Origin of the sequence: Pseudomonas hormoni, assembly GCF_018502625.1 — a bacterium.
GTDB lineage: Bacteria > Pseudomonadota > Gammaproteobacteria > Pseudomonadales > Pseudomonadaceae > Aquipseudomonas > Aquipseudomonas hormoni.
In genome coordinates, this window is the sequence record NZ_CP075566.1 from 801,006 (window position 1) to 825,276 (window position 24,271).

Annotated in this window: 26 protein-coding genes and 1 tRNA gene; 15 read left to right on the plus strand and 12 right to left on the minus strand. The window is 59.6% G+C overall.

All coding sequences use genetic code 11. From position 1 onward, the window contains the following. Positions 1-41: 41 nt before the first annotated feature. Genes KJF94_RS03690 through KJF94_RS03705 form a run of 4 tightly spaced genes read right to left on the minus strand, consistent with a single transcriptional unit; the run spans position 42 to position 4,086 of the window. Positions 42-1,082 (minus strand): AbrB family transcriptional regulator, encoded by a 1,041-nt coding sequence (locus tag KJF94_RS03690; RefSeq protein WP_214381266.1) that lies wholly within the window; start codon positions 1,080-1,082, stop codon positions 42-44. Next, positions 1,075-2,589, minus strand: a complete 1,515-nt coding sequence (locus KJF94_RS03695) for a tripartite tricarboxylate transporter permease (RefSeq protein WP_214381267.1) — start codon at positions 2,587-2,589, stop codon at positions 1,075-1,077. Before KJF94_RS03695 ends, KJF94_RS03690 begins: the two co-directional genes overlap by 8 nt. Before the next feature lies 1 nt (position 2,590). Further along, positions 2,591-3,049 carry a tripartite tricarboxylate transporter TctB family protein gene (locus KJF94_RS03700; RefSeq protein ID WP_214381268.1) on the minus strand — a complete coding sequence of 153 codons (459 nt, stop codon included), beginning with the start codon at positions 3,047-3,049 and terminating at the stop codon, positions 2,591-2,593. Positions 3,050-3,108: 59 nt separating this feature from the next. After that, on the minus strand, positions 3,109-4,086 hold the full coding sequence (locus tag KJF94_RS03705; RefSeq protein ID WP_084322653.1) for a Bug family tripartite tricarboxylate transporter substrate binding protein: 978 nt from the start codon (positions 4,084-4,086) through the stop codon (positions 3,109-3,111). Between the two features lie 389 nt (positions 4,087-4,475). On the opposite strand from KJF94_RS03705, the gene KJF94_RS03710 reads away from it, so the two are divergent. Together KJF94_RS03710 and KJF94_RS03715 are read left to right on the plus strand one after the other, a co-directional pair. Further along, a complete protein-coding gene (locus KJF94_RS03710; RefSeq protein WP_084322654.1) occupies positions 4,476-5,147 on the plus strand; it encodes a response regulator in 672 nt (223 codons plus the stop codon). Then, positions 5,140-6,528: a sensor histidine kinase gene (locus KJF94_RS03715; RefSeq protein WP_214381269.1), complete on the plus strand. Its 1,389-nt coding sequence runs from the start codon at positions 5,140-5,142 to the stop codon at positions 6,526-6,528. Before KJF94_RS03710 ends, KJF94_RS03715 begins: the two co-directional genes overlap by 8 nt. 94 nt (positions 6,529-6,622) lie before the next feature. Here KJF94_RS03715 and KJF94_RS03720 read toward each other — a convergent pair whose 3' ends face one another. Both KJF94_RS03720 and ygfZ read right to left on the minus strand, forming a co-directional pair. Further along, entirely contained in the window at positions 6,623-7,444 is an 822-nt protein-coding gene (locus KJF94_RS03720) for an HDOD domain-containing protein (protein ID WP_214381271.1), read from the minus strand. Positions 7,445-7,478: 34 nt separating this feature from the next. Next, complete coding sequence (gene ygfZ, locus KJF94_RS03725) at positions 7,479-8,420, minus strand: CAF17-like 4Fe-4S cluster assembly/insertion protein YgfZ (RefSeq protein WP_214381272.1); 942 nt, start codon at positions 8,418-8,420, stop codon at positions 7,479-7,481. 150 nt (positions 8,421-8,570) lie between these two features. Between ygfZ and KJF94_RS03730 the strand changes: the two genes are divergently transcribed. Both KJF94_RS03730 and KJF94_RS03735 read left to right on the plus strand, forming a co-directional pair. Further along, positions 8,571-8,825 carry an FAD assembly factor SdhE gene (locus KJF94_RS03730; protein ID WP_007944081.1) on the plus strand — a complete coding sequence of 85 codons (255 nt, stop codon included), beginning with the start codon at positions 8,571-8,573 and terminating at the stop codon, positions 8,823-8,825. Further along, the gene (locus KJF94_RS03735) at positions 8,809-9,261 is read left to right on the plus strand and encodes a protein YgfX (RefSeq protein WP_214381274.1); all 453 of its coding nucleotides are present in this window, start codon (positions 8,809-8,811) and stop codon (positions 9,259-9,261) included. The genes KJF94_RS03730 and KJF94_RS03735 overlap by 17 nt, the downstream gene beginning before the upstream one ends. Here KJF94_RS03735 and nadB read toward each other — a convergent pair. Further along, positions 9,230-10,846 (minus strand): L-aspartate oxidase, encoded by a 1,617-nt coding sequence (gene nadB / locus KJF94_RS03740; protein ID WP_214381276.1) that lies wholly within the window; start codon positions 10,844-10,846, stop codon positions 9,230-9,232. The two genes, KJF94_RS03735 and nadB, sit on opposite strands and share 32 nt — an antisense overlap. 557 nt (positions 10,847-11,403) lie before the next feature. On the opposite strand from nadB, the gene rpoE reads away from it, so the two are divergent. The 4 genes from rpoE (at position 11,404) to KJF94_RS03760 (ending at position 15,174) form a co-directional block, all read left to right on the plus strand. Then, entirely contained in the window at positions 11,404-11,985 is a 582-nt protein-coding gene (gene rpoE, locus KJF94_RS03745; protein WP_003172477.1) for an RNA polymerase sigma factor RpoE/AlgU, read from the plus strand. Between the two features lie 30 nt (positions 11,986-12,015). Continuing rightward, the gene (locus KJF94_RS03750) at positions 12,016-12,603 is read left to right on the plus strand and encodes a sigma-E factor negative regulatory protein (RefSeq protein ID WP_214381278.1); all 588 of its coding nucleotides are present in this window, start codon (positions 12,016-12,018) and stop codon (positions 12,601-12,603) included. A gap of 8 nt (positions 12,604-12,611) precedes the next feature. Next, positions 12,612-13,568, plus strand: coding sequence for a MucB/RseB C-terminal domain-containing protein (locus tag KJF94_RS03755; protein WP_214381279.1), 957 nt, complete (start codon positions 12,612-12,614; stop codon positions 13,566-13,568). Between the two features lie 181 nt (positions 13,569-13,749). Further along, a complete protein-coding gene (locus tag KJF94_RS03760; RefSeq protein ID WP_214381280.1) occupies positions 13,750-15,174 on the plus strand; it encodes a DegQ family serine endoprotease in 1,425 nt (474 codons plus the stop codon). 78 nt (positions 15,175-15,252) lie between these two features. Here KJF94_RS03760 and KJF94_RS03765 read toward each other — a convergent pair whose 3' ends face one another. Continuing rightward, positions 15,253-16,686 (minus strand): M48 family metalloprotease, encoded by a 1,434-nt coding sequence (locus KJF94_RS03765; RefSeq protein WP_214381281.1) that lies wholly within the window; start codon positions 16,684-16,686, stop codon positions 15,253-15,255. Positions 16,687-16,784: 98 nt separating this feature from the next. Here KJF94_RS03765 and KJF94_RS03770 point away from each other — a divergent pair, with 98 nt between their 5' ends. Together KJF94_RS03770 and KJF94_RS03775 are read left to right on the plus strand one after the other, a co-directional pair. Beyond that, entirely contained in the window at positions 16,785-17,024 is a 240-nt protein-coding gene (locus KJF94_RS03770; protein ID WP_375379863.1) for a sulfurtransferase TusA family protein, read from the plus strand. Between the two features lie 32 nt (positions 17,025-17,056). Further along, positions 17,057-18,127, plus strand: a complete 1,071-nt coding sequence (locus KJF94_RS03775; RefSeq protein ID WP_017336972.1) for an AI-2E family transporter — start codon at positions 17,057-17,059, stop codon at positions 18,125-18,127. Positions 18,128-18,259: 132 nt separating this feature from the next. On the opposite strand, the gene KJF94_RS03780 is transcribed toward KJF94_RS03775, so the two are convergent. Continuing rightward, on the minus strand, positions 18,260-18,733 hold the full coding sequence (locus KJF94_RS03780) for a peroxiredoxin (RefSeq protein WP_028621874.1): 474 nt from the start codon (positions 18,731-18,733) through the stop codon (positions 18,260-18,262). Between the two features lie 10 nt (positions 18,734-18,743). Then, positions 18,744-19,304: a glycine cleavage system transcriptional repressor gene (locus tag KJF94_RS03785; protein WP_008034925.1), complete on the minus strand. Its 561-nt coding sequence runs from the start codon at positions 19,302-19,304 to the stop codon at positions 18,744-18,746. A 328-nt stretch (positions 19,305-19,632) separates the two neighbouring features. Between KJF94_RS03785 and dapA the strand changes: the two genes are divergently transcribed. The 5 genes from dapA (at position 19,633) to KJF94_RS03810 (ending at position 23,322) form a co-directional block, all read left to right on the plus strand. After that, positions 19,633-20,511 carry a 4-hydroxy-tetrahydrodipicolinate synthase gene (gene dapA / locus KJF94_RS03790; RefSeq protein WP_214381282.1) on the plus strand — a complete coding sequence of 293 codons (879 nt, stop codon included), beginning with the start codon at positions 19,633-19,635 and terminating at the stop codon, positions 20,509-20,511. 17 nt (positions 20,512-20,528) lie between these two features. Continuing rightward, on the plus strand, positions 20,529-21,644 hold the full coding sequence (gene bamC, locus KJF94_RS03795) for an NlpB/DapX family lipoprotein (protein WP_214381283.1): 1,116 nt from the start codon (positions 20,529-20,531) through the stop codon (positions 21,642-21,644). A 4-nt stretch (positions 21,645-21,648) separates the two neighbouring features. Further along, entirely contained in the window at positions 21,649-22,407 is a 759-nt protein-coding gene (locus KJF94_RS03800) for an MBL fold metallo-hydrolase (protein ID WP_214381284.1), read from the plus strand. A 28-nt stretch (positions 22,408-22,435) separates the two neighbouring features. Continuing rightward, a complete protein-coding gene (gene purC, locus KJF94_RS03805; RefSeq protein ID WP_008034929.1) occupies positions 22,436-23,149 on the plus strand; it encodes a phosphoribosylaminoimidazolesuccinocarboxamide synthase in 714 nt (237 codons plus the stop codon). Positions 23,150-23,232: 83 nt separating this feature from the next. Then, positions 23,233-23,322, plus strand: a tRNA-Ser gene (locus KJF94_RS03810). 122 nt (positions 23,323-23,444) lie between these two features. Here the strand turns inward: KJF94_RS03810 and KJF94_RS03815 are convergent. Together KJF94_RS03815 and KJF94_RS30040 are read right to left on the minus strand one after the other, a co-directional pair. Beyond that, a complete protein-coding gene (locus KJF94_RS03815; RefSeq protein WP_250548217.1) occupies positions 23,445-24,053 on the minus strand; it encodes a hypothetical protein in 609 nt (202 codons plus the stop codon). Beyond that, positions 23,966-24,262, minus strand: coding sequence for a hypothetical protein (locus tag KJF94_RS30040; RefSeq protein WP_250548218.1), 297 nt, complete (start codon positions 24,260-24,262; stop codon positions 23,966-23,968). The genes KJF94_RS03815 and KJF94_RS30040 overlap by 88 nt, the downstream gene beginning before the upstream one ends. Positions 24,263-24,271: the final 9 nt, after the last annotated feature.

Below are 24,271 nucleotides of genomic sequence, written 5' to 3' on the forward strand. Positions count from 1 at the left end.
CAGCCCAACGGGAGCAAGCTCCCTCGCCACAGTGGATAGTGTCAGGGCTGCTCCGGCACCCGATTCCAATACTTGAACAACGGCTCCGCCAGAAACAACACAAACAACAACCGCATCACCTGCATCGCCGTCACCAACGGCACCGACAATTGCAAGGTCTCCGCCGTCAGGCTCATCTCCGCGATCCCGCCGGGCATCATGCCCAGGGTCAGCGAACGCAAATCCAGATGTGTCAGCGCACTCAACCCGAGCGCTGCCGCGGTGGCGATCAACATCGTCAGCACCGTTCCGATCAAGGTCCGCCCCATAAACGAAGGCGCCCGCCGGAAAAACTGCCGATTGAAGTGACAGCCCAGGCCGCTGCCGATCAGCCATTGGCCAATCTGGCTGCCCCCATGGGGCAAGCCAATATGCAAATCCCAGCCAATGCTCACCGCTGCACTCACCAGCAACGGGCCGAACAGCCACGGATTGGGTTGACGAAGACGTTCCCAAAGCCAGGCTGCCAACGCGCCCGCCGGGAATAGAAGGGCCAGCCACCACCAGTTGACGGCCGTCGGATGAGCGATAGGCGCACCGTCACCCAGCAAATACTTGAAGGCGGCCGGCACACACAGCACCACCACCAGCACCCGAAGACTTTGCCCGGCCGCTACGCGACTGAGCACCGCGCCATTGCGTGCGCCGAGGTTGACCATCTCCCCGGAGCCGCCGGGCATGCTGGAGAAGAACGCCGTGGCGCGATCCTCACCGGTGCGCCGCATCAACCAGACCCCGACGATGGCCGAGAGGCTGGTGACCAACGCACCGAAGAAAATCAGACCGAAGTGACTCAGCACCTGCTCCATCACCACCGGGGTGAAGTGCAGGCCGATGCCGATGCCGACCACCCACTGGCCGCACTTGCGGCCACCGGGGATTTCCGCCAGTTGCCAGGGCGTCAGGCAGCGCACCAGGATGATCGCCAGCAACGAGCCGACCATCCACGGCAGCGGCCAGCCGACCAGGCTGGCCAGGTAACCGCCCAGCGCGCCGACCAGCGGCGTACCCCACCAGGCTTTGAACGGTGTTCGATCAGACATCGGCGACAACGCGACGAGCGACCGAACGTTTGCGCCAGATTCGCAGGATCGGCACCAGCAGCATCACAGCAATCAACGCCCAGACACCCATGGTGATCCCGCTCGACCAGAGAATCTCCAGCGAACCGTTGGAGATCGACAGTGCCCGGCGCAGATTCTGTTCCATCAAACCTCCGAGAATGAAGCCCAGCAGAACAGGCGACAACGGGAAATCCAGCTTGCGCAGAATGTAGCCGAAGATGCCGATGCCGATCATCAGGAACAGATCGAAGGTGGTGGCATGCACCGCGAATACGCCGATGGCGGTAATGATCGCGATCATCGGCACCAGCGCCCAGTTCGGCACGGCGAGGATGCGGGTGAAGATGCGGATCATCGGAATGTTGAGGATCACCAGCATGATGTTGGCGACAAACAACGAAGCGATCAGGCCCCAGACGATGTCCGGTTGCTGTTGAAACAGCAGCGGGCCTGGCGTGATGTTGTACAGCGACAAGGCACCGATCATCACCGCCGTGGTGCCCGAACCGGGAACGCCGAGCGTCAACATCGGCACCAGCGCGCCGCAGGCTTCAGCACCGATGGCGGTTTCCGGCGCGGCCAGGCCACGTTTGTCGCCCTGTCCGAATTTTCCACTTGGGCCGGCGATACGTTTCTCGGTCATGTAGGCAACGGCGCTGGCAAGTGTCGCGCCGGCACCGGGCAGCACGCCCATGATGAACCCGAGTACACCGCAACGCATGTTCACCCAGAACACCGAAGCGGCTTCCTTGAAGTTGAACATCATGCGGCCGGTGGCCTGGAACGCCTCCTGACCCCGGTGGGTTTTTTCCAGCAGCAACAGGATTTCGCTGATGGAGAACAGGCCCAGCACCAGCACCACGAACTGAATGCCGTCGGTGAGGTGGATGTTGTCGCCGGTGAAACGGTAGACACCACTGTTGGCGTCGATGCCGACGGTCGACAGGAACAGGCCGATCAACGCAGCGATGAAAGTCTTCAGTGGTCGGTCGCCGGCCATGCCGCCGAGACAGACAATCGCAAACACCATCAGTACGAAATATTCCGCCGGACCGAAGGCAATCGCCCATTTCGCCAGGATCGGTGCGAACACCACCATCCCGCAGGTCGCAATAAAGGCACCGATGAACGAACTCCACGCCGAGAGTGACAGCGCAACACCCGCCATGCCTTGTCGGGCCATCGGATAGCCGTCGAGGGTGGTCATGACGGTGGACGCTTCGCCCGGAATGTTCAGCAGAATCGAACTGATCCGGCCGCCGTACTCGCAACCCAGGTATACCGCGGCCAGCAGGATCAACGCTGATTCCGGCGGCAGGCCGAGGGCGAACGCGATCGGGATCAGCAACGCCACGCCGTTGATCGGACCGAGGCCGGGCAGCAGGCCGACGACGGTGCCGATCAGCGTGCCGCTGAGTGCGGTGACCAGGTTGTAAGGGGTCAACGCGACGCCGAAGCCATGACTCAAGTAACCAAGCGTATCCATATCAGTTCTCCAGAACGTCGAGCAGGCCCAGAGGCAGTGGCACGTCCATGACTTTGTCGAACAGCAGGTACAGACCGATACTCATCAGGCTGATGATCACCGCGCCCGGCAACCAGCGTCCGCCGTAAAGGCGCGCCATCGGTATACCGATCAGCATGCTGCTGAGGATGAATCCCAGAGGTTCGAACAACCCGGCGAAGACCAGAAGCAGCAATACGCAGAGGCTAATCTTGGTCAGGGTTTCGCGATCCATCGGCGGATCTTCATCGGTGTGTTTGATCGGCGAAGGGCGATACACCATGTAAACCAGTCCCAGGCCCATCAGGCCCAACATCAACAGGGGAAAGGCCCGTGGTCCGATCGGTTCGTAGGAAAAAGGCGCCTGGTAGGGCAAGGCCATCAGCACCAGGCTGACACAGGCCAGCAACAGCACCGAAGCAAAAATGCGTTGTAAGAGCATAGGGAACTCCTGTGCCGCGGCCCCGCAGAACGGGGGCCGCAGCCGCTAGACAGAGGCGATCACTGAATCAGGCCGAACTCTTTGGCCAGCACTTTGTAGTCCGCGACCTGCTTCTTCACGTAGGTGTCCAGCTCCGGGCCGGTCATGGCGAACGGGAACAGTTCACGCTGATCGCGCAGCTTGGCGAATTCAGGTGACGCCAGCAGTTTGTCAAAGGAGTCTTTCCACCAGGCGTAGTCTTCATCGCTGACTTTTGGCCCGAGGTAGAAGCCGCGAACCACTGGCCAGACGATGTCGTAGCCTTGTTCTTTGGCGGTCGGAATGTCTTTCATTTCCGGCTCGTCCAGGCGTTTCTCGGAGAACACCGCCAGCAGGCGCATGTCGCCGCTCTGGATGTGCGGCATGGAGTCGGAGATGTCGGTGCTGCCGACCTGGATATGACCGCCGAGCAGGGCGGTGGCGATTTCACCGCCGCCTTCGAGGGCGACGTAACGCAGGTCGCGCGGGTTGATTCCGGCGGCCTTGGCGATCAGCGCGGTTTGCATCCAGTCCTGGCTGCCGACGGTGCCGCCGGAACCGATCACCACTTTGCTCGGATCTTTCTTCAGGGCCTGAACGAGGTCGTCGAGATTCTTGTAAGGTGAATCGCTTTTCACCGCGATGGCGCCGTAGCTGGTGCCGACGGCGGCCAGCCAGCGCACGTTGGTTTCATCGAAGCGACCGAACTTGCCCTGGGCCAGGTTCAGCAACGAACCGCTGGACCACGCTACGAGCGTGCCGGCATCCGCCGGACGTTGAGCGACCACCGCGTTGTACGCCACCGCGCCGACACCGCCGGGCATGTAGGTCACGCGCATCGGTTTGGTCAGCAGCTTTTCGTTGACCAGCGCGCTCTGCGCCAGTTTGCAGGTCAGGTCGAAACCGCCGCCAGGTGAGGCCGGGGCGATGCATTCCGGGCGTTTCGGCTCGGCCATCAGTTGGCCGGCAAACAGCATGCAGCTGGCGGCGAGGGCGAAACGGCGCAGTGATCGATTCATTGTTGTCTCCACGGGAGTTATTGTTTTTGGGGATGTTTCAGATGCGGCGGTTTCGCGTTGCGCAGCCAGCAACAGCGCTGACGAGCGTATACGATGGGGAGCGAGAAAAGGGGTGGGGCGGGCAAATCTGGAGCTGTGTGGACAGCATGGCGAAGTACCTCGTTATTGTTCTTATTGGCGAAAACGCATCGAGGCGTTTTTCGGGAGCTACATTTCAAAGCAGATCGGTGGCTTGCAGTCGGAACCATCCATGGGCCGACTCTAACGGTCGAACCTTTCACTAACCTTTCAGCGGACTTTCACGGTTTTCGGGCTTCACAGCGGCGGATGCGGCTGTAAACTCCGCGCCAAAGAATGGCGTCGAACATCCCTGAATGAGGTAAAGATCCATGCGTGTTCTGCTCGTCGAAGACCATCTGCAACTCGCCGACAGTGTCGCCCAGGCGCTCAAGAGCACCGGGCTGACCGTGGATGTGCTGCATGACGGTGTGGCCGCCGACCTGGCGTTGAGCAGTGAGGAATACGCCATGGCGATCCTCGACGTCGGCCTGCCGCGCATGGATGGTTTCGAAGTGCTGGCGCGCCTGAGGGCCAGGGGCAAGAACCTGCCGGTACTGATGCTGACGGCGCGCAGCGACGTCAAGGACCGGGTCCATGGCCTGAACCTTGGCGCTGACGATTACCTGGCCAAGCCTTTCGAACTGACCGAACTCGAAGCCCGGGTCAAAGCCTTGCTGCGCCGCAGTGTGCTCGGCGGCGAACGCCAGCAGACCTGCGGCGTGCTGGCTTACGATCTGGACACCCGGCGCTTCACACTCGGCGAAGAATTGCTGACCCTGACCTCTCGCGAACAAGCGGTGCTCGAAGCCCTGATCGCCCGTCCTGGTCGGGTGATGAGCAAGGAGCAACTGGCTGCCCAGGTGTTCGGTCTGGACGAAGAAGCCAGCCCCGACGCCATCGAAATCTACGTCCACCGCTTGCGCAAGAAGCTCGACGGCCAACCGGTTGCCATCGTGACCTTCCGTGGTCTCGGCTACTTGCTGGAAAGCCGTGATGCATAAGCCCAGCAGCCTGCGCTGGCGGTTGCTGTGGAACCTCGCGCTGTTGTTGGTGGTGTTGATGCTGGCCAGTGGTTTGAGCGCGTACTGGAACGGGCGCGAGGCTGCTGACACCGCGTACGACCGGACCTTGCTGGCCTCGGCACGAACCATTGCCGCCGGGGTGTCCCAGCGCGATGGCAGCCTGAGCGCCGACGTGCCCTACGTGGCCCTCGATACCTTTGCCTACGACAGCGCCGGGCGGATTTTCTATCTGGTCAACGACATCAATCAGAAGTTGATCTCCGGTTACGAAAACCTGCCGCCACCACCGCCGGGCACGCCGCGCACCGATGACTATCCGGCGCTCGCACGTTTCTACAACGCGACGTATCAGGGGCAGAACGTGCGGGTGGTGAGCCTGCTCAAACCCGTGAGCGAGCCGAACATGAACGGCATGGCGGAAATTCGCGTGGCGGAGACCGATGAAGCTCGCGTCAGCATGGCTCGTAGCCTGGCAGCAGACACGTTGCTGCGGCTGGGCATGCTGGCGGTCGGGGCATTGCTGATGGTGTGGTTTGCGGTCAGTGCGGCGTTGCGTCCATTGGAGCGCTTGCGCACGGCGGTGGAAGAGCGGCAGTCCGATGACCTGCGGCCGCTGCCGTTGGTGGAAGTGCAGCACGAATTGTGGCCGCTGGTGCGCGCGCTCAATCACTTTACCGAGCGCCTGCGCGGGCAGTTCGAGCGACAGGCGCAATTCATCGCCGATGCCGCCCATGAACTGCGTACGCCACTGGCGGCGCTCAAGGCCCGGCTTGAGCTGGGCCTGCGTTCGACCGAACCGGAGACCTGGCGCAACACATTGGAAACGGCGGCCCAGGGCACGGACCGCTTGACCCATCTGGCCAATCAATTGCTCTCGTTGGCGCGGGTTGAAAACGGTGCCCGGGCGATCGCCGAGGGCGGCGCGCAGTTGTTGGACTTGAGTCAGTTGGCCCGCGAACTCGGCATGGCCATGGCGCCGCTGGCCCATGCCCGCGGCGTGGCGCTGGCGCTGGAGGCGGACGAGCCGGTATGGCTGCGCGGTGAGCCGACGCTGTTGAGCGAGCTATTGAGCAATCTCGTGGATAACGCGCTGGCCCATACGCCTTCCGGTGGTAATGTGATCCTGCGGGTTTCGGCGCCGGCAGTGCTGGAAGTCGAAGATGATGGGCCGGGGATTCCTCTTGAAGAACGCGACCGGGTGTTCGAACGCTTCTATCGACGCAACCAGCAAATCGCCGGCTCGGGGTTGGGGCTGGCGATTGTCGGCGAGATTTGCCGCGCGCATTTGGCACAGATCAGCCTGCACGATGGTGAACAGGCCGGGTTGAAGGTGCGGGTGAGTTTTATCGCGGGAGAGTGATGGTGTCTGTACTGGCCTCTTCGCGGGCAAGCCTCGCTCCTACAGGTCATCACTGATCCTGTAGGAGCGAGGCTTGCCCGCGAAGCTTTTTCTTTTAATAGAACATCGACCGCGACTCTTCCAGCTCCCTGCACATCGCCTCGTTTTCCGGATCGATCCCGAGCTTCCTGAAGGCTGGCACACTGATCGCGTCGATACGGGCGATGGGATGGTCGGTGTCCTTGTGGCAATACAAACTGGCCACCTGCACCAGATCCACATAGTCGACGCGCTCGGACTCACGCTTGAAGTCCAGATACAGCCCCGGCAATTGCACCAGCATTTCCGGAAACTCCCAGACCCGCAGCAGTTTATCGCCCAGCAACGGGTGAATCTGGTCGATCACATGGTTCAGGCTGACCGGGTCCGACAGCAGCTCGTAATGGTCTTCGGCGTAGGTCAGGATCGGCAGTACACCAATCTGATGCACCAGCCCGCCGAGAGCCGCCTGATCAGGTTTGAGTTGCGTGTAACTGCGGCACAGCGCGTAACTGACGCCGGCGATTTCCAGGCTTTTGCGCCAGACATCGCGCATTTTCTTTTCCACCACGTCGGAACGCGCGTGGAAAATCTGCTCCATGACCAGGCCAATGGCCAGGTTGCTGCTGTAGTTGACGCCCAGGCGCGTAATGGCCGTGTGCAAGTCAGTGACTTCCTGGGTCGCGCGAAGAAGTGGGCTGTTGACCACTTTGATCAGGCGCGCCGACAACGCGGTGTCACGGCCGATCACTTTACTCAGGGTGCTGACACTGATTTCCGGGTCTTCAGCGGCCTTGCGAATCTGCAGGGCCACTTCCGGCAATGTTGGCAGAACCAGGTCATCGTTATCGATGGCCTCAACCAAATCCTGTTGGACCTTATCCGCCAGCTCACTCATTTCTTTTCTCTAGGTGTTGCGACAATTGCTGCCGTTAACGCTGGATTTCGCGATCGCGATCCAGTTCATAAGGCAGGTCGAGCAGGTGCAGGGCTGGCCCTTCGAGTGCGCCCAGATGGACATCACCGCCTTCGGCTGCTTCGGCTTGCAGCACGGCCAGCAGTTCAATGTGTTGTCCGGTGTGTGCGGCGATCACCACTTCGCCGATGGAACTGCCGTGGGTCGGAGAGAACAGTTGAGTGCCGGGCTCAGGCAGATCACTGGCGTCCAGCTTCAGGCGATACAAGCGACGCTTGAGTTTGCCCAGGTACTGCATCCGCGCGACGATTTCCTGGCCGGTATAGCAACCCTTTTTGAAACTCACGCCACCGATGGCTTGCAGGTTGAGCATCTGCGGAATGAACAGCTCGCGGGTGCTCGGCATGACCTGACCGATCCCTGCGCGGATCTGGCCCAGCAGCCACTCGTTGAGATCGCCTTCGGCCAACAGGGCGGATAACCGGCCTTTGATGACATCGGCCTGATCGGCGGTAACCCAGAGCTCTGCACGGTCCGGCGAAACGCGGATGGCGATCAGCCCGTCATTGCGCGCAACGCTGTCGGTGTCTGCCGGCAGTTCAAGGCCCAGACTGATCAGGGCAGCATCACCATGGTCGACGCCAAAGCGGACCCACGCGGCGCTTTCATCAGTCAGCTTGGATTTGGAGAACACCGCGTACTTTTTCAGATCCGCCAGTTGCGGTTCCAGCAGCTCGCTGGCCATGGCCATGAGCACGCCGTCACCTTGCAGCAGGATGCGGAAACTCGATTGCATCCGGCCTTTCTGGGTACAGCGCGCGCCGAGGCTGGCCTGGGTGTCGCTCAGGTAATTGAGGTTGCAGGTCAGTTGGCCTTGCAGAAATTTACCGGCATCCGCGCCGCGGACCGCGAGAACGCCTTCGTGAGACAGGGTGCAGAAAAAAGCAGAGTCGGCCATGGGTCATCGCAGAGAAGAAGAGTCTGGAGGACATCATAAGGGGGCGCCCATGAAATGGGTAGTTCACAAAAGGTCGGCAGTGCCCGACCAAAGCCGACTGTTCGATGGTGTCGGGGGCTGTATACTTGCCGCCTATTTGAGGAGCGCTCCATGGTCGAAGATGTAGAACTGAATCGCCTCTACTGGCACAGCCGCCGCGGCATGCTTGAACTTGACGTGTTGCTGGTGCCGTTCGTGAAAGAGGTCTACCCGCACCTCAATGATGTCGACCGCGATTGCTACCGCAAGCTGCTCGAGTGCGAAGATCAGGACATGTTCGGCTGGTTCATGGAACGCGCCGAATCGGAAGATCCGGAGCTTCAGCGCATGGTTCGCATGATCCTGGATCGTGTCCAGCCCAAGTAATGGGTTCGAATGCCGCTGGCATGCCTCGCGGCAGTTGCTGGCGGCGTATCTGTTGGCTCAGCTGTTCGCGCTGGGTTCGTTGTTTTTTCTTTCCATACCGGTCTGGGCCAGTTTGCTCGGCGCCTGCTGCTGCCTGATGCATGGCATTTGGGCGTTGCCGCGACAGATTTTGCTCACACACCCGCAGGCGTTTCGCGGCTTGCGTCGCGATGCAGATGGCTGGCAGTTGTGGAATCAGGCGGCCGGTTGGCAGGCTGTTCAACTACGGCGGGACAGCCTGGCGTTGCCGTTGGTCGTGGTGTTGCGTTTTCGTTTGCGGGGCGATCGGCGGATTCGATCGATCTGCGTGCCACGGGATTCGCAGGCGGCGGATCTGCACCGACGCCTGCGGGTTCGACTCACGTTCAGTCGGCGTAGGTGGGCGGCACCAGAATAGTGTCCAGCGCAACCGGCAGCATGTTCGGGTAGTCGAGGGTGTAATGCAGGCCGCGACTTTCCTTGCGCTCCATGGCTGACAGAATCATCAGTTCGGCGACCTGGGCCAGGTTACGCAGTTCGATCAAATCCCGGCTGACCTTGTAGTTGCTGTAGAACTCGTCGATTTCATCCAGCAACAACTGCACGCGGTGCTGCGCCCGTTGCAGGCGCTTGTTGGTGCGCACGATGCCGACGTAGTCCCACATGAACCGCCGCAGTTCATCCCAGTTGTGCGCAATGATCACGTCTTCATCCGAATCGGTGACCTGGCTGGCGTCCCAGACGGGCAGGGCGACGGGAATCGAAACCTGTGGCAACTGTTCAAGAATGTCTGCAGCTGCCGAGCGCGCGTAAACGAAGCATTCCAGCAGCGAGTTGCTGGCCATGCGGTTGGCGCCGTGCAAGCCTGTGAAACTGGTTTCGCCAATTGCATACAGCCCCGGCACGTCGGTGCGACCTTGCTGATCGACCATCACGCCGCCGCAGGTGTAGTGCGCCGCGGGAACCACCGGGATCGGTTGCTTGGTGATGTCGATGGAAAACTCGAGGCAACGCTCGTACACCGTCGGGAAGTGCGTCTTGATGAAGGCTTCTGGCTTGTGACTGATGTCCAGGTAGACGCAGTCGATACCGAGCCGCTTCATCTCATGGTCGATCGCCCGGGCGACGATGTCCCGTGGCGCAAGCTCGGCGCGCGGGTCGAAACGCTGCATGAAACGTTCGCCGTTGGGCAGTTTCAGGTGTGCGCCTTCACCACGCAAAGCTTCGGTGATCAGGAAGCTTTTGGCCTGCGGGTGATACAGGCAGGTCGGGTGGAACTGGTTGAACTCCAGGTTCGCCACTCGGCAGCCCGAACGCCAGGCCATGGCGATGCCGTCACCGCAGGCGCCGTCGGGGTTGCTGGTATAGAGGTAGACCTTGGCGGCACCGCCAGACGCAAGGATTACGAAGCGTGCGCCATAGGTGTCGACTTCGCCTGTGCCGCGATTGAGGACGTAAGCGCCGAGGCAGCGATCGCCTTCAAGGCCAAGGCGTTTTTCGGTGATCAGATCGATCGCGACGCGCTGTTCCAGCAGTTCGATGTTGGGTCGTTGTCTGGCTTTGTCGAGCAGGGTTCTGAAAATCGCTGCGCCCGTTGCGTCGGCGGCGTGAATGATGCGCCGATGGCTGTGGCCGCCTTCGCGGGTCAGATGGAACTCGAACCCGCCGTCTTCGGTGCCGGACTGCTCATCGCGGGTAAAGGGCACGCCCTGATCGATCAGCCATTGAATGGCCTCTTTGCTGTGCTCGACTGTAAAGCGCACAGCGTCTTCGTGGCACAGGCCGCCGCCAGCGTTGAGGGTGTCATCGACGTGGGACTCAACGGTATCGGTGTCGTCCAGAACGGCAGCGACACCACCCTGGGCCCAGAATGTCGAGCCATTGGCGAGGTCGCCTTTGCTCAGTACGGCGATACGCAAATGATCGGGCAAGGTCAGCGCAAGACTCAAACCGGCTGCACCGCTGCCAATGACCAGAACATCGTGTTGAAACTGTTGGCTCATTTCAGGATTCCGCTCAAAGCGACCCGGGTCGGGGTTGGCGCCAGACTCCTGGAACGGAGAGTCACGGCGGCCAAACAGCCCACTAGTATATAGAGGGGGGGAGCGGCACAATAGCCGGGCTGACATGGCATTGTGAAACTACAGTGACAGAAAAGACCTGACGCTTCGTCGGATGGTTTTTTGATCCGTTCGGCGACAAGGCGACTGTATCGTGGATTTAACAGTCTTTTTCCGTTCAGGGTTGCACAATGTCGGTCTGGCACAGCTATAAATATTTGGAACTTTTGCCAAAGGCCCAAGATCAATAGACCGTTGCCTGAATCAAGGGACAGTGTCGGCTTCAGTGCGGGATTGCGGTTCGATCCTTGCAGTCGAATCCGATGACAAGATTATTCGCGCAGCCGGGTTAGCTCGAGCTGCGCTTTTCGTGCGTGCCAATCAGAGCCCGCAGGAAACTTGCTTGGAGGGGGAGAACTTTTGCGAAAAGCCCGAGTCTATGTTTGCAAGTCTGGTCGTTTAGTTATGCAAGCTTCCTCCGAGCTTATCGAGGAGAGTTCATGCTAACCCAGGAAGAGGATCAGCAGCTCGTCGAACGCGTTCAACGCGGCGACAAGCGAGCTTTCGATCTGCTAGTGCTGAAATACCAGCACAAAATTCTCGGGTTGATCGTGCGTTTCGTGCACGACACCCATGAAGCCCAGGATGTAGCACAGGAAGCCTTTATCAAGGCATACCGTGCGCTTGGAAATTTTCGCGGAGACAGCGCGTTTTATACGTGGCTTTACCGCATCGCCATCAACACGGCGAAAAATTATCTGGTTTCACGCGGCCGCCGGCCGCCGGATAGCGATGTCAGTTCCGAGGATGCAGAGTTCTACGATGGCGATCATGGCCTCAAGGATCTCGAGTCGCCAGAACGTGCATTGCTGCGGGATGAGATCGAAGGCACCGTCCATCGAACCATTCAGCAACTGCCAGAAGATTTGCGTACGGCTTTAACTTTACGTGAATTCGATGGTCTGAGTTACGAGGACATTGCGAGCGTCATGCAATGTCCGGTGGGTACCGTGCGCTCCCGGATTTTCCGCGCTCGGGAGGCCATCGATAAAGCCCTGCAGCCGTTGTTGCAGGAAAACTGAGACAGCGGCGACAGCCAAGAGAGGAACGCCATGAGTCGTGAAGCCCTGCAGGAATCGCTGTCCGCAGTGATGGATAACGAAGCGGACGAATTGGAATTGCGTCGGGTATTGAATGCCTTTGACGATGTTGAAACCCGTGATACATGGGCTCGTTATCAGATCGCTCGGGCAGTGATGCACAAGGATCTGCTGCTTCCACGTCTGGATATCGCCGCGGCAGTTTCCGCTGCGCTGGCTGACGAAGCCGTACCGGCAAAAGCTTCCCGTGGTCCATGGCGCAGCCTGGGTCGTCTGGCAGTCGCAGCTTCGGTCACCGTCGCCGTTCTGGCGGGTGTTCGTCTGTACAACCAGGACGAGATCGCTGGCGTAGAACTGGCGCAGCAATCCAGTCAACCGGGTCTGGCCGTTCCTCAGGTCAAGGGTCCAGCAGTATTGGCAGGCTATAATGAGAGTTCGGAAGCTACTGGTCCTATGGCCAACGGCGTTTTGCAAGGTCAGCCGGGCTGGCACGATCAGCGTTTGCCAGGCTACTTGCGCCAACATGCTCAACAGGCTGCACTGAAAGGTACTGAGAGCGCTCTGCCTTATGCTCGTGCAGCAAGCCTGGAAAACCGTTAAGGAGGATCATGCGCGCCATACCTCTACTTTCGCTTCTGCTCGGTGGCTGGTTCATTGTTCCAGCCCACGCCGATGAAGCCCAGGACTGGTTGACCCGTCTTGGTCAGGCCGAGCAACAGCAAAGCTTTCACGGTACTTTTGTCTACGAGCGAAACGGTAGTTTTTCTACCCACAACATCTGGCACCGCGTCCAGGATGGCAAGGTCAGCGAGCGTTTACTCCAGCTCGATGGCTCTGCTCAGGAAGTCGTGCGCATTGATGGGCATACTCAATGCGTCAGCGGCATTCTGATTGCAGGACTTGGGGGCTCCCCCAATTCCACTGCCCGTGCACTCGATCCACAGAAGCTCAAGAATTGGTACGACCTTGCCGTCATCGGCAAGTCGCGTGTGGCCGGGCGTGCCGCGGTAATCGTTTCCCTGACGCCTCGCGATCAGCACCGTTACGGTTTTGAACTGCATCTGGATAAAGAAACCGGTTTGCCGCTCAAGTCGCTGCTCCTGAGTGATAAAGGGCAGTTGTTGGAGCGCTTCCAGTTCACGCAGCTGGATACCTCGGGTGTACCTTCCGACACCGATCTGCAGCCGGGCAGTGATTGCAAGGCCATCGCTCTCGACAGCGACAAGGCTTCAGCGGTCAAGGTCGCCCAGACGTGGCATTCGGACTGGTTACCTGCAGGCTTCGAGCTGACCAGCAGCACCTCGCGCAAGGATCCAGAGACCAAAACCCAGGTCAACAGTCTGATGTATGACGATGGTCTGGCCCGTTTCTCGGTGTTCCTTGAACCACTGAATGGCGCAACCGTCACCGATACTCGCACTCAGCTCGGGCCGACCGTTGCTGTATCCCGACGCCTGACCACGCCTCAAGGCGACATGATGGTTACCGTGGTCGGTGAAATCCCGGTAGGTACCGCTGAACGGATCGCGCTGTCCATGCGCACCGATGCCACTGCAACCCAGTAGTGAGCTGATACCGAAATGTTTGGTGAGCATTTCAATTTGCAAATATCCCCAAAATTTTTTATAGGTCAGAGCCCCTCGGCTCTGGCCTTGTTTGTTGTTCCCGGAACAAAAATACCGGCGTATCGTTCCCGGTGTTCCTTGCTCCATATCGCTTAACCATGCTCGTCGTAACGGGAGCCGTATGTCGATACCACGCTTGAAGTCTTACCTCTCCATTTTTGCCACTGTACTGGTGCTCAGTCAGGCCGTCGCTGCTCAAGCAGTCGAGTTGCCTGACTTTACGCAACTGGTCGAACAGGCCTCGCCTGCTGTGGTGAACATCAGCACCACGCAGAAACTGCCGGATCGCAAAGTGAGCGAGCAGATGCCCGACCTCGAAGGCTTGCCGCCGATGTTGCGCGAGTTCTTCGAGCGCGGCATGCCGCAGCCGCGTTCACCTCGCGGTGATCGTCAGCGCGAAGCCCAATCGCTGGGTTCGGGTTTCATCATTTCGTCTGACGGCTACATCCTCACCAACAATCATGTGATCGCCGATGCCGACGAGATTCTCGTTCGCCTGGCGGACCGCAGTGAGCTGAAAGCCAAGCTGGTCGGCACCGATCCACGTTCTGACGTGGCCTTGCTGAAAATCGAAGGCAAGGATTTGCCAGTTCTCAAACTTGGCAAATCCCAGGACCTGAAGGCCGGCCAGTGGGTTGTCGCCATCGGCTCGCCGTTCGGTTTCGACCATACCGTCACTCAAGGTATTGTCAGCGCCGTCGGTCGCAGCCTGCCGAACGAAAACTATGTGCCATTCATCCAGACCGACGTGCCGATCAACCCGGGTAACTCCGGTGGTCCGCTGTTCAACCTGGCGGGTGAAGTGGTGGGGATCAACTCGCAGATCTACACCCGATCCGGCGGCTTCATGGGCGTGTCGTTCGCGATCCCTATCGACGTGGCCATGGACGTTTCCAATCAGCTGAAAAGCGGCGGCAAGGTCAGCCGTGGCTGGTTGGGCGTCGTCATTCAGGAAGTGAACAAGGATCTGGCCGAGTCGTTCGGTCTTGAGAAACCGGCCGGTGCGCTGGTGGCTCAGATCCAGGACGATGGCCCGGCTGCCAAGGGTGGTCTGCAAGTGGGCGACGTGATCCTGAGCATGAACGATCAACCAATCGTCATGTCCGCCGATCTGCCGCACCTGGTGGGCGCACTGAAAGCTGGCTCGAAAGCCAACCTGGAAGTGATCCGTGAAGGCAAGCGCAAGAATGTCGAGCTGACGGTCGGCGCTATCCCGGAAGAAGGCAAAGAGCTGGACGCATTGCCGAAATCCAGCACTGAGCGCAGCAGCAATCGCCTGGGTGTTTCCGTGGCCGAGCTCACCGACGAGCAGAAGAAAACCTACGACCTCAAAGGTGGTGTGGTCATCAAGGAAGTTCAGGACGGACCTGCTTCCATGATCGGCTTGCAGCCAGGCGACATCATCACTCACCTGAACAATCAGGCGATTGGTTCCACCAAGGAGTTCACCGATATCGCCAAGGCGCTGCCGAAGAACCGCTCGGTGTCGATGCGGGTTCTGCGTCAAAATCGCGCCAGCTTCATCACCTTCAAACTGGCTGAATAAACCGGTTGTCGGCTGAATAAAAAAACCGCCTCGAAAGAGGCGGTTTTTTTGTGCCTGTCATTTTGTTTGAAAAGCAGGTCAGCCCATCAGGTCCTTGATCATGCGCTCCTGTTCCATCAGCTCCCGTTGCCGGGCATCGATGCGCGAAGACAGCGGGAAGTTGGTACCGGCCTTGCGCTTGGCGAAGTCCAGTTGCTGGATGGCCTGGCGGTAATCGCCGACCAGCGCAAAGTACTCGGCGCGGGCCTGATGCAGGCCGATGATATTGCCTGACAGGCCACGGGTTTCAGCCACCATGTACCAGACATCCGGATCATCCGGGCGGCTCTTGAGCAGGGCTTCCAGTGCTTTTTCCGCTTCGGGCGCACGGTTCTGTTTGAGCAATAAATCGACGCGCACCTGATTCAACGGATAGTTGCCCGGATACTGGGTCAGCATCCGGTCGACCCGAGTCTGAGCATCCGGCAGGCGATTGTTGGTGATGTCCAGATCGATCTGCGCCAGGTTGTAGATGATCTCGTTCGGCGATTTGGCCAGCAGCAACTTGAGGTTTTCCCGTGCTTCGTTCAGCTGACCACCCTTGATCTGGGCGATCGCCAGGCCATAACGCGCAACGTCGTTTTTCGGGTTTTCATCCAGCTGGGCACGAAAGCGTTTGGCTCCCAAACCAGGAGTTTCCTCGTAGATCAGCTGGACTCGCGCACGAATCAGCTGATAACGCATGGTGTCTTCAATACCACCCGGTTTGGCCTGTTCGGCGCGGTTGCGGGTGTCGGCGATCCGCGATTCGGTTACCGGGTGAGTCAGCAGGAATTCTGGCGGCTTGGCGTCAAAACGGTATTGGCGAGCCAGCCGCTCGAACATGGTTGGCATCGAGCGTGGATCGTAACCGGCTTTTTCAAGGTTGAGGATGCCGATGCGGTCGGCCTCCTGTTCGTTCTGGCGCGAAAAGCGTCGCTGTTCCTGAATCGCCGCCGCCTGTGTGCCCGCAATGGCCGCGATCCCGGCATCGCCGGCACCTGCAGCGGCAATCACGATCCCGGCCAGCAGCGCGGCCATCATCGGCACCTGCATACGCTGTTGCGCTTCAACGCCACGGGCGAAGTGGCGCTGCGACAAGTGAGCCAGTTCGTGAGCGAGTACCGAAGCGTATTCGCCCTCGGTCTGGGCATTGAGGAACAAACCACCGTTGACCCCGACAATCCCGCCCGGTGCCGCAAAGGCGTTGAGTTGCGGACTGTTGATCAGGATGAACTCCAGACGCCGGTCGTTGACCTGGCTGGTCTCCACCAGACGGTAGACGCTGGATTCAACGTAGTCCTTGAGCTGCGGGTCATTGAGTTGGGAAACCTGACTACGCAGCAGCGCCAGCCAGGCGCGGCCCAACTGGTATTCCTGTTGTGGCGAGACAATGGCAGAACTGGCGTCGCCGAGTGACGGCAGGTCGTCGGCGAAGCCCGGTGAGGCGAGCAGGCAAGCGAGCGTCAGCAGGGTAGGGCGCAAAAAAGTCATGCACAAAGCCTTAGTCGACAAAGACCTTACTGTAGCCGGACAGTACGCTTCGGACCAGATATTCTAAGCCACTCGACCACCTGACCCGGAGTGACGCAATGCCTGACGCTGTAACCCACGACGCCGAACTGGACGCCAGCGGTCTGAATTGCCCGTTGCCGTTGCTCAAAGCCAAGCTGGAACTCAATCGCATGGCCAGCGGCGCGGTGCTCAAGGTGATCGCCACCGATGCGGGTTCGCAGCGTGACTTCCGCACCTTTGCCCGATTGGCCGGTCATACGCTGCTTCGTGAAGAAGATGAAGCGGGCGTCTACCGCTACTGGTTGAAAAAAGCCTGAAACCGGCTGCATTCGTTTCTAAGGGATTATTGATGTTCAAGGTGTTACGCGACTGGATTCAGCGCTATTTTTCCGACGAAGAAGCCGTGGTGCTCGCGGTTTTGCTGTTTCTGGCGTTTACCGCCGTCCTGACGCTGGGCGGCATGCTCGCGCCGGTGCTCGCCGGTATGGTGCTGGCGTATCTGATGCAAGGGCTAGTGGTAACCCTCGAACGCTTGCGCATGCCGGGCGGGGTGGCCGTGGGGCTGGTGTTTGCGTTGTTCATGGGGGTTTTGCTGGTGTTCATCGTGATCGTGGTGCCGTTGCTCTGGCATCAGCTGATCACGCTGTTCAATGAACTGCCGGGCATGCTCGCCAAGTGGCAATCGCTGTTGTTGCTGCTACCTGAGCGCTACCCGCACCTGGTGTCTGACGAACAGGTGTTGCAGGCCATCGAAGTGGCACGGGGCGAAATCGGCAAGTTCGGTCAATGGGCGCTGACCTTTTCGCTGTCGAGTCTGCCGCTGCTGGTGAACATCATGATCTACCTGGTGTTGGTGCCGATCCTGGTGTTCTTCTTCCTCAAGGACCGCGAGATGATCGGCCAATGGGTACGCGGTTACCTGCCCCGCGAGCGCGCGTTGATCACCCGTGTCGCCCACGAGATGAACAGGCAGATCGCCAACTACATTCGCGGCAAGGTCATCGAAATCTTCATCTGCGGTGGCGCGACCTACATCGGGTTTGTCGTGCTGGGGCTCAACTACGCGGCGCTGCTGGCGTTGTTGGTGGGTGTGTCGGTGGTGGTGCCATACGTCGGCGCGGTAGTGGTGACGGTGCCGGTACTGCTGATTGCGTTGTTCCAGTGGGGCTGGAGCGATCAGTTCATCTATTTGATGGCGGTTTACGGAATCATCCAGGTGCTGGACGGCAACGTGCTGGTGCCGCTGCTGTTTTCGGAAGCGGTCAACCTGCACCCGGTGGCGATCATTTGCGCGGTTCTGTTGTTTGGCGGGTTGTGGGGGTTCTGGGGGGTATTCTTTGCGATCCCCCTGGCGACCTTGTTCAAGGCAGTGCTGGATGCCTGGCCGCGCAAGGAGCCGGTGGTGGCGCCGCTGCTTTAACGGTCAGTCATGAGGGCCTCTTCGCGGGCAAGCCTCGCTCCTACAGGTTTGCGTCAGTCGCTGGATTTGGCGCGGCGCAATTTGTAGGAGCGAGGCTCGCCCGCGAAGGCGTCAGAAGGGACGCCAGATAAATCAGGCCTTGTTCAGCGCCTGAGCCGCCGCCAAAACAGCATCCACATGCCCCGGCACCTTCACGCCACGCCATTCCTGACGCAGCACACCATCCTTGTCGATCAAAAACGTGCTGCGATCAACACCCATGTATTCCTTGCCATAAAGCTTCTTCAGCTTGATCACATCAAACAGCTGGCACAGCGCTTCTTCCTTGTCGCTGATCAGCTCGAAGGTGAATGCTTGTTTGGCTTTGAAGTTCTCGTGAGATTTCAGGCTGTCACGCGACACGCCGAAGACTTCAGTGTTAGCCGCTTTGAAGGCGTCCAGCTGATCGCGAAAGCCCTGGCCCTGGGTCGTGCAACCCGGCGTGCTGTCCTTCGGATAGAAGTAGATCACCACTTGCTTGCCTTTGAGGCTCGCGAGGCTGACGGTCTGCCCGCTGGTGGCGGGGGCTTCGAAGTCGGCAACCGGTTGGTCGATGGCAACGGCCATGAAAGCTTCCTTACATTGGGTTTTGTGGGCGCCACGGTTCGATCAGCGCATCCAGGTTCAGCGCGTCGGCGAAATCCAGGAACTGATCGCGCAGCCAGCTGATCTGCACGCCGGCCGGCAAGGTCACGGTAAACGTGGCATTGAGCATGGTGCCGCCGGTTTGCGGCGCCTGATACGTGTCGCAGGTCAGGTTTTCCAGCTCGACGTTGTGGTCCATGAAGAACTGGCACAGCTCGTTGATGATGTCCGAGCGGTACGCCGAGCTGACGTAGGCGACGTACGGCAGGGCCTGAGGACGGTTCTCCAGCGCCGCGCTGCGCACCACGTTGACCGTGAAGGCGTGCTTCTTGGCGAGGCTCGGCAGGCTGCCTTCGAGGCGCGCCAGGGCGTCCCAGCTGCCGGAGATCTCGAGGATCAACGCACTGCACTCGCCATGACGGGTCAGGCGAGAGGTGACCACGGCGCAGCGGTTTTCATGGCTGGCGCGGCACAGGACGTTAGTCAGCTCCATGGGGTTGGCGCCGAGGGCACTGATGACAAGGAATTGTTCGCGAACTGTGGGGGTGGACATGCAGCATTCCTAAAGCGATGAGCGGTCGATACTTCTACGGGCTTTTGTTACCGGGGGCGAGCCTGCGGATGCGAATTCAGAAAACCCGGGCCGAAGGTTGCAACGTGCTCCATCAAGGCAAGAGCGAAGGGTGGCAACGCTGGATCGGGGCTTGTGATGCCGAAAATGGAGGCTGAAACCCGGCGTACGAGCATGTCAGTACCGATCAAAGTCTGAAGGGTAGCGAAAAGCAGCGCCAAGGGGAATGGCAGCAGCGCAGTACTTCGCTTGTACAAGCATCTTGGCGCCAGTACCATTACGGCTCTCTTTTTCCGGCAGGAGCGGTTTCATGATTGCGGGCAGTATGGTGGCACTGGTCACACCCATGGATGCACAAGGGCGTCTTGACTGGGACAGCCTCAGCAAACTCGTGGACTTCCACCTTGAAAACGGCACCCATGCCATTGTCGCGGTCGGTACTACCGGCGAGTCGGCGACCCTCGACGTCAACGAGCACATCGCTGTCATCCGTGCCGTGGTCAAGCAGGTCAACGGCCGTATTCCGGTCATCGCCGGTACGGGCGCCAATTCGACTCGCGAAGCCGTCGAACTGACCCGCAATGCCAAAGAGGCCGGTGCCGATGCCTGCCTGCTGGTTGTTCCGTACTACAACAAACCGACTCAGGAAGGTTTGTACCAGCACTTCAAGCACATTGCCGAAGCGGTCGACATCCCACAGATTCTCTATAACGTTCCTGGCCGCACCTCCTGCGACATGCAGGCCGAGACCGTGATTCGCCTGTCCACCGTGCCGAACATCATCGGTATCAAGGAAGCCACCGGCGACCTGAAGCGCGCCAAGGCAATCCTCGATGGCGTGAGCAAGGACTTCATCGTGCTGTCCGGCGATGATCCGACTGCCGTCGAACTGATTCTGCTGGGCGGCAAGGGCAACATTTCCGTCACCGCCAACGTTGCTCCGCGCGAAATGGCCGATCTGTGCGAGGCCGCACTCAAGGGCGATGCCGAGACCGCTCGGGCAATCAACGAAAAACTGATGCCGCTGCACAAGGACCTGTTCATCGAAGCCAACCCGATTCCGGTGAAATGGGCTTTGGTTGAAATGGGCCTGATGCACGAAGGCATTCGCCTGCCGCTGACCTGGCTGAGCGCACCTTGTCATGAAACGCTCCGCACGGCTCTGCGCCAGTGCAGCGTCCTGGTTTAATTGAGGAAGTACAACGCATGAAGCGAATGGCCGGACTTTCCGCACTTGCCTTGATTATCTCCAGCACCAGTGGCTGTGGATGGGTCTGGGGCCCGGAAGGTTATTTCCGTGACCGTGGTAGCGATTACCTGGAAGCGCAACAGACTGCACCGATGCAATTGCCACCGGACGTCAGCACCTCCAAACACCTGGACCCACTGCTGCCGATCCCGCGCAACGTGGCTGATGACACCGTCAAGGGCGAATACATCGTGCCGCGTCCGCAGCCGCTGTCCGCCGCTGCCGACGCCAGTGCCTACTCGCTGCAGAAGACCGGCGACTCGCGCTGGATCGTCGCTCAGAACCCGCCGGCCGAAGTCTGGCCAGTGGCTGTGCAGTTCTTCCAGGACAACGGTTTCCGTCTGGATGAACAGCGTCCGCAAACCGGCGAATTCACCACCACCTGGCAGCATTCCGACGAACTGTCCGCAGCGATGGCCAAGCGCCTGAGCGCAGCCGGTGTCGGCGCTGACAGCGAAACCCGCGTGCGGGTGCGCATCGAGCCGGGCGTGCAGCGCAACACCAGTGAAGTCTACGTGGTGAGCGCCGAACGTCCTGCCGGCAGCACCGCCGATGTAGCCTTCACCAACCGTTCGGTCAACACCGGCCTGGACGCGGCACTGGTCGACGACATGCTCGCGAGCATGAGCCGCATCTCGGAGAAGGGCGGTTCGGTCTCCATGCTGGCTTCGCGTGATTTCGATACGCCAAGTCGAGTCAGCCTGAGCGAAGACGGCAGCGGCAACCCGGTTCTGAACGTCGGCAACGACCTGGACCGTGCCTGGTCGAGCGTCGGTCGTGCGCTGGAACAGGGCGAATGGCGCGTTGAAGACATCAACCGCAGCCTGGGCCTGTACTACATCAACCTGTCTGAAAAAGCCGAGAAGAAAGACGAGAAGCCCGGTTTCCTCAGCGGCCTGTTCGGCAGTGCGCCGAGCAAGGAAGAAGTTGAAGCCCGTGCCGAGCGTTATCAGGTTCGCCTGAGCAAGGTGGGCGATACCGTTCAGGTCACGGTCGAGAAAAACATCAACACCGTGGCGCCGGCTGACGTGGCGCGCAAAGTGTTGAGCGTGATTCAGGACAACCTGGGCTGATCACATGCGTTTTGCCGTTCTCGGCAGCGGTAGCCAAGGGAACGGCACGCTGATAGCCAGCGCTGATACGTACGTGCTGGTGGATTGTGGTTTCTCCCTGCGGGAAACCGAAAAACGCCTGTTGCGCCTGGGTGTGAACCCGACGCAACTGAGCGCGATACTCGTGACCCACGAACATGCCGACCACGTGCATGGCGTGGGTTTGCTGTCTCGGCGCTACAATCTGCCTGTCTACCTCAGTCGCGGTACCCTGCGCGGGATGCGCAAACCGATTGAACCGGCCGGCCTTCTGGCGGGCGGCGAGCAACTGCAGATCGGCGCACTGAGCATCGGCGTCATTGCCGTGGCCCACGATGCACAGGAACCGACGCAATATGTGTTCAGCGACGGTGAGCGGCGCTTCGGCCTGCTGACCGACCTGGGTTCATACTGCAACAAAGTGCTGGACGGCTATCGGGATCTCGATGCGTTGATGATCGAGGCCAACCATTGCCGTGACATGCTGGCTCGCGGTCACTACCCGTACTTTCTCAAGCAGCGGGTGGGCGGTGAGCTGGGACATTTGAACAACCACCAGGCGGCATTCCTGGTGTCGGAGTTGGGCTGGCAAGGCCTGCAGCACCTGGTCCTGGCCCATCTGAGCAGCAAGAACAACCTGCCGCAGCTGGCCCGGCAATGTTTTGTCGACACCCTCGGGTGCGACCCGGACTGGCTGCAACTGGCCGATCAAGATTCAGGGCTCGACTGGCGACACATCGCCTAGCCCACCTACTTAGCAAGCGGAGCCCATCATGGAAAAACGTGAAGAACTCTACCGCGGCAAAGCCAAATCGGTTTTCAAGACCGACGACGCTGACCGCTTGATCCTGCTGTTTCGCAACGACACCTCGGCGTTCGACGGCAAGCGCATCGAGCAGCTCGACCGCAAAGGCATGGTGAACAACAAGTTCAACGCCTTCATCATGCAGAAACTCGAAGCAGCCGGCGTGCCGACTCAATTCGACAAACTGCTGGGCGATAACGAATGCCTGGTGAAAAAACTCGACATGATCCCGGTCGAGTGCGTCGTGCGTAACTACGCGGCCGGTAGCCTGGTCAAGCGCCTGGGCGTCGAAGAAGGCATGAAGCTCAACCCTTACACCTTCGAGCTGTTCCTGAAGGACGACGCCAAGGGCGACCCGTTCATCAACGAATCCCACGTCGTGGCGTTCGGTTGGGGCACCGCCGAGCAACTGGTTCGCATGAAAGAACTGTCGCTCAAGGTCAACGAAGTCTTGAGCAAACTGTTCGACGACGCCGGCCTGCTGCTGGTCGACTTCAAACTCGAATTCGGTGTGTTCTCCGACGGCTCCATCGTCCTGGGCGACGAATTCAGCCCGGACGGCTGCCGCCTGTGGGACAAGGCCACCGGCAAGAAAATGGACAAGGACCGCTTCCGTCAGGGCCTCGGTGACGTTATCGAAGCCTACGAAGAAGTCGCCAATCGTCTGGGCGTACCGCTTTAATCGACGCAAGCATCTGATAGCACAGAAATATTTCGCTTAGGGGGTTCGCTTCCGGCAAAAGTGTTGTTATGATGCGCGCCGTTGGAGAGATGCCAGAGTGGCCGAATGGGACGGATTCGAAATCCGTTGTACCTTCACCGGTACCTAGGGTTCGAATCCCTATCTCTCCGCCATTATTGAATAAGACCAAGCCCCTGAAATTGTTAAAGATTTCAGGGGCTTTTTCGTTTCTGGCGATTGAGTTAGGGCATTTTTTAGGGCATGAACCCTCTCCTGTATGCCGCTCTAGTCCGCTCTAACCCCAATATTTTCGACACGATACCCGCCATGCGTACCCTGGAGCGTTCTTTAGGGACTTTGAATTCACCGACGACAAATGCCCGGCGGACGTGTGCCAGATCGGCTTCAAGATCGATGTCTTCAACGGCGAGTCCGATAAGCTCGGCAGGGAGAGCCCGGCCCGGCAGTTGAATTCAATCATCCGGGTGCCAGCTCGCCGGTCAGGATCCGCTTTGCCGATCAGCTCGATCTTGTTGTGACTGAAGGGGGCGGCATGCTCTAGGTCGACGTCTGATCCAACGTTGCTGATCCGGTCGAGCGGATTGGCTTTCAGTATGCCGTCGCCGAAGGCGTCAGCCCAGACTCCGCGGACGACGGAAAAAATGTCGTTCACTGTCTTCGGGGCTAGGCCTTGCTTGAGCAGCTGCGCTTGGAACAACTCGATGTCGCTCTTGCTGATGTAGACGATCCGACGCTTGCCGAATTTCCTCTCGGCGTACACAGCCTTGCTGACGTAGTTGACGGCGGTGCTCGAAACTATGAGCGCGCGCTGAACCTCCAGCCAGCGATCAATGCCTTCTTCGCTGTGCGCTTGAAGTGAAGGGCTGCCGGTGCCGGTAAACATGGCGGCCCTGAGAGAGTTGGGTAAGAGTGGGTCGCATAGTCGAAGCGGCCCTCTTTGATCTCTGCGGGGATGGCGCGGCGCTTGTTGTCGGCATATGCGATCGCGGCCTTGTTTACTTTCGAGATCCCGGCACCGTTGGCCGTTGAAGATGTACCAGACTGTAGCTGCTTGCCGTTCATCTCACCGCCGGCCGGCATCTTGTCGATCATGGTTTCCCT

Coding starts and splice junctions, on each gene's coding strand:
- KJF94_RS03690 (WP_214381266.1), bottom strand. CDS start 1,082: ATGTCTGATCGAACACCGTTCAAAGCCTGGTGGGGTACGCCGCTGGTC.
- KJF94_RS03695 (WP_214381267.1), bottom strand. CDS start 2,589: ATGGATACGCTTGGTTACTTGAGTCATGGCTTCGGCGTCGCGTTGACC.
- KJF94_RS03700 (WP_214381268.1), bottom strand. CDS start 3,049: ATGCTCTTACAACGCATTTTTGCTTCGGTGCTGTTGCTGGCCTGTGTC.
- KJF94_RS03705 (WP_084322653.1), bottom strand. CDS start 4,086: ATGAATCGATCACTGCGCCGTTTCGCCCTCGCCGCCAGCTGCATGCTG.
- KJF94_RS03710 (WP_084322654.1), top strand. CDS start 4,476: ATGCGTGTTCTGCTCGTCGAAGACCATCTGCAACTCGCCGACAGTGTC.
- KJF94_RS03715 (WP_214381269.1), top strand. CDS start 5,140: ATGCATAAGCCCAGCAGCCTGCGCTGGCGGTTGCTGTGGAACCTCGCG.
- KJF94_RS03720 (WP_214381271.1), bottom strand. CDS start 7,444: ATGAGTGAGCTGGCGGATAAGGTCCAACAGGATTTGGTTGAGGCCATC.
- ygfZ (WP_214381272.1), bottom strand. CDS start 8,420: ATGGCCGACTCTGCTTTTTTCTGCACCCTGTCTCACGAAGGCGTTCTC.
- KJF94_RS03730 (WP_007944081.1), top strand. CDS start 8,571: ATGGTCGAAGATGTAGAACTGAATCGCCTCTACTGGCACAGCCGCCGC.
- nadB (WP_214381276.1), bottom strand. CDS start 10,846: ATGAGCCAACAGTTTCAACACGATGTTCTGGTCATTGGCAGCGGTGCA.
- rpoE (WP_003172477.1), top strand. CDS start 11,404: ATGCTAACCCAGGAAGAGGATCAGCAGCTCGTCGAACGCGTTCAACGC.
- KJF94_RS03750 (WP_214381278.1), top strand. CDS start 12,016: ATGAGTCGTGAAGCCCTGCAGGAATCGCTGTCCGCAGTGATGGATAAC.
- KJF94_RS03755 (WP_214381279.1), top strand. CDS start 12,612: ATGCGCGCCATACCTCTACTTTCGCTTCTGCTCGGTGGCTGGTTCATT.
- KJF94_RS03760 (WP_214381280.1), top strand. CDS start 13,750: ATGTCGATACCACGCTTGAAGTCTTACCTCTCCATTTTTGCCACTGTA.
- KJF94_RS03765 (WP_214381281.1), bottom strand. CDS start 16,686: ATGACTTTTTTGCGCCCTACCCTGCTGACGCTCGCTTGCCTGCTCGCC.
- KJF94_RS03770 (WP_375379863.1), top strand. CDS start 16,785: ATGCCTGACGCTGTAACCCACGACGCCGAACTGGACGCCAGCGGTCTG.
- KJF94_RS03775 (WP_017336972.1), top strand. CDS start 17,057: ATGTTCAAGGTGTTACGCGACTGGATTCAGCGCTATTTTTCCGACGAA.
- KJF94_RS03780 (WP_028621874.1), bottom strand. CDS start 18,733: ATGGCCGTTGCCATCGACCAACCGGTTGCCGACTTCGAAGCCCCCGCC.
- KJF94_RS03785 (WP_008034925.1), bottom strand. CDS start 19,304: ATGTCCACCCCCACAGTTCGCGAACAATTCCTTGTCATCAGTGCCCTC.
- dapA (WP_214381282.1), top strand. CDS start 19,633: ATGATTGCGGGCAGTATGGTGGCACTGGTCACACCCATGGATGCACAA.
- bamC (WP_214381283.1), top strand. CDS start 20,529: ATGAAGCGAATGGCCGGACTTTCCGCACTTGCCTTGATTATCTCCAGC.
- KJF94_RS03800 (WP_214381284.1), top strand. CDS start 21,649: ATGCGTTTTGCCGTTCTCGGCAGCGGTAGCCAAGGGAACGGCACGCTG.
- purC (WP_008034929.1), top strand. CDS start 22,436: ATGGAAAAACGTGAAGAACTCTACCGCGGCAAAGCCAAATCGGTTTTC.
- KJF94_RS03815 (WP_250548217.1), bottom strand. CDS start 24,053: ATGTTTACCGGCACCGGCAGCCCTTCACTTCAAGCGCACAGCGAAGAA.
- KJF94_RS30040 (WP_250548218.1), bottom strand. CDS start 24,262: ATGATCGACAAGATGCCGGCCGGCGGTGAGATGAACGGCAAGCAGCTA.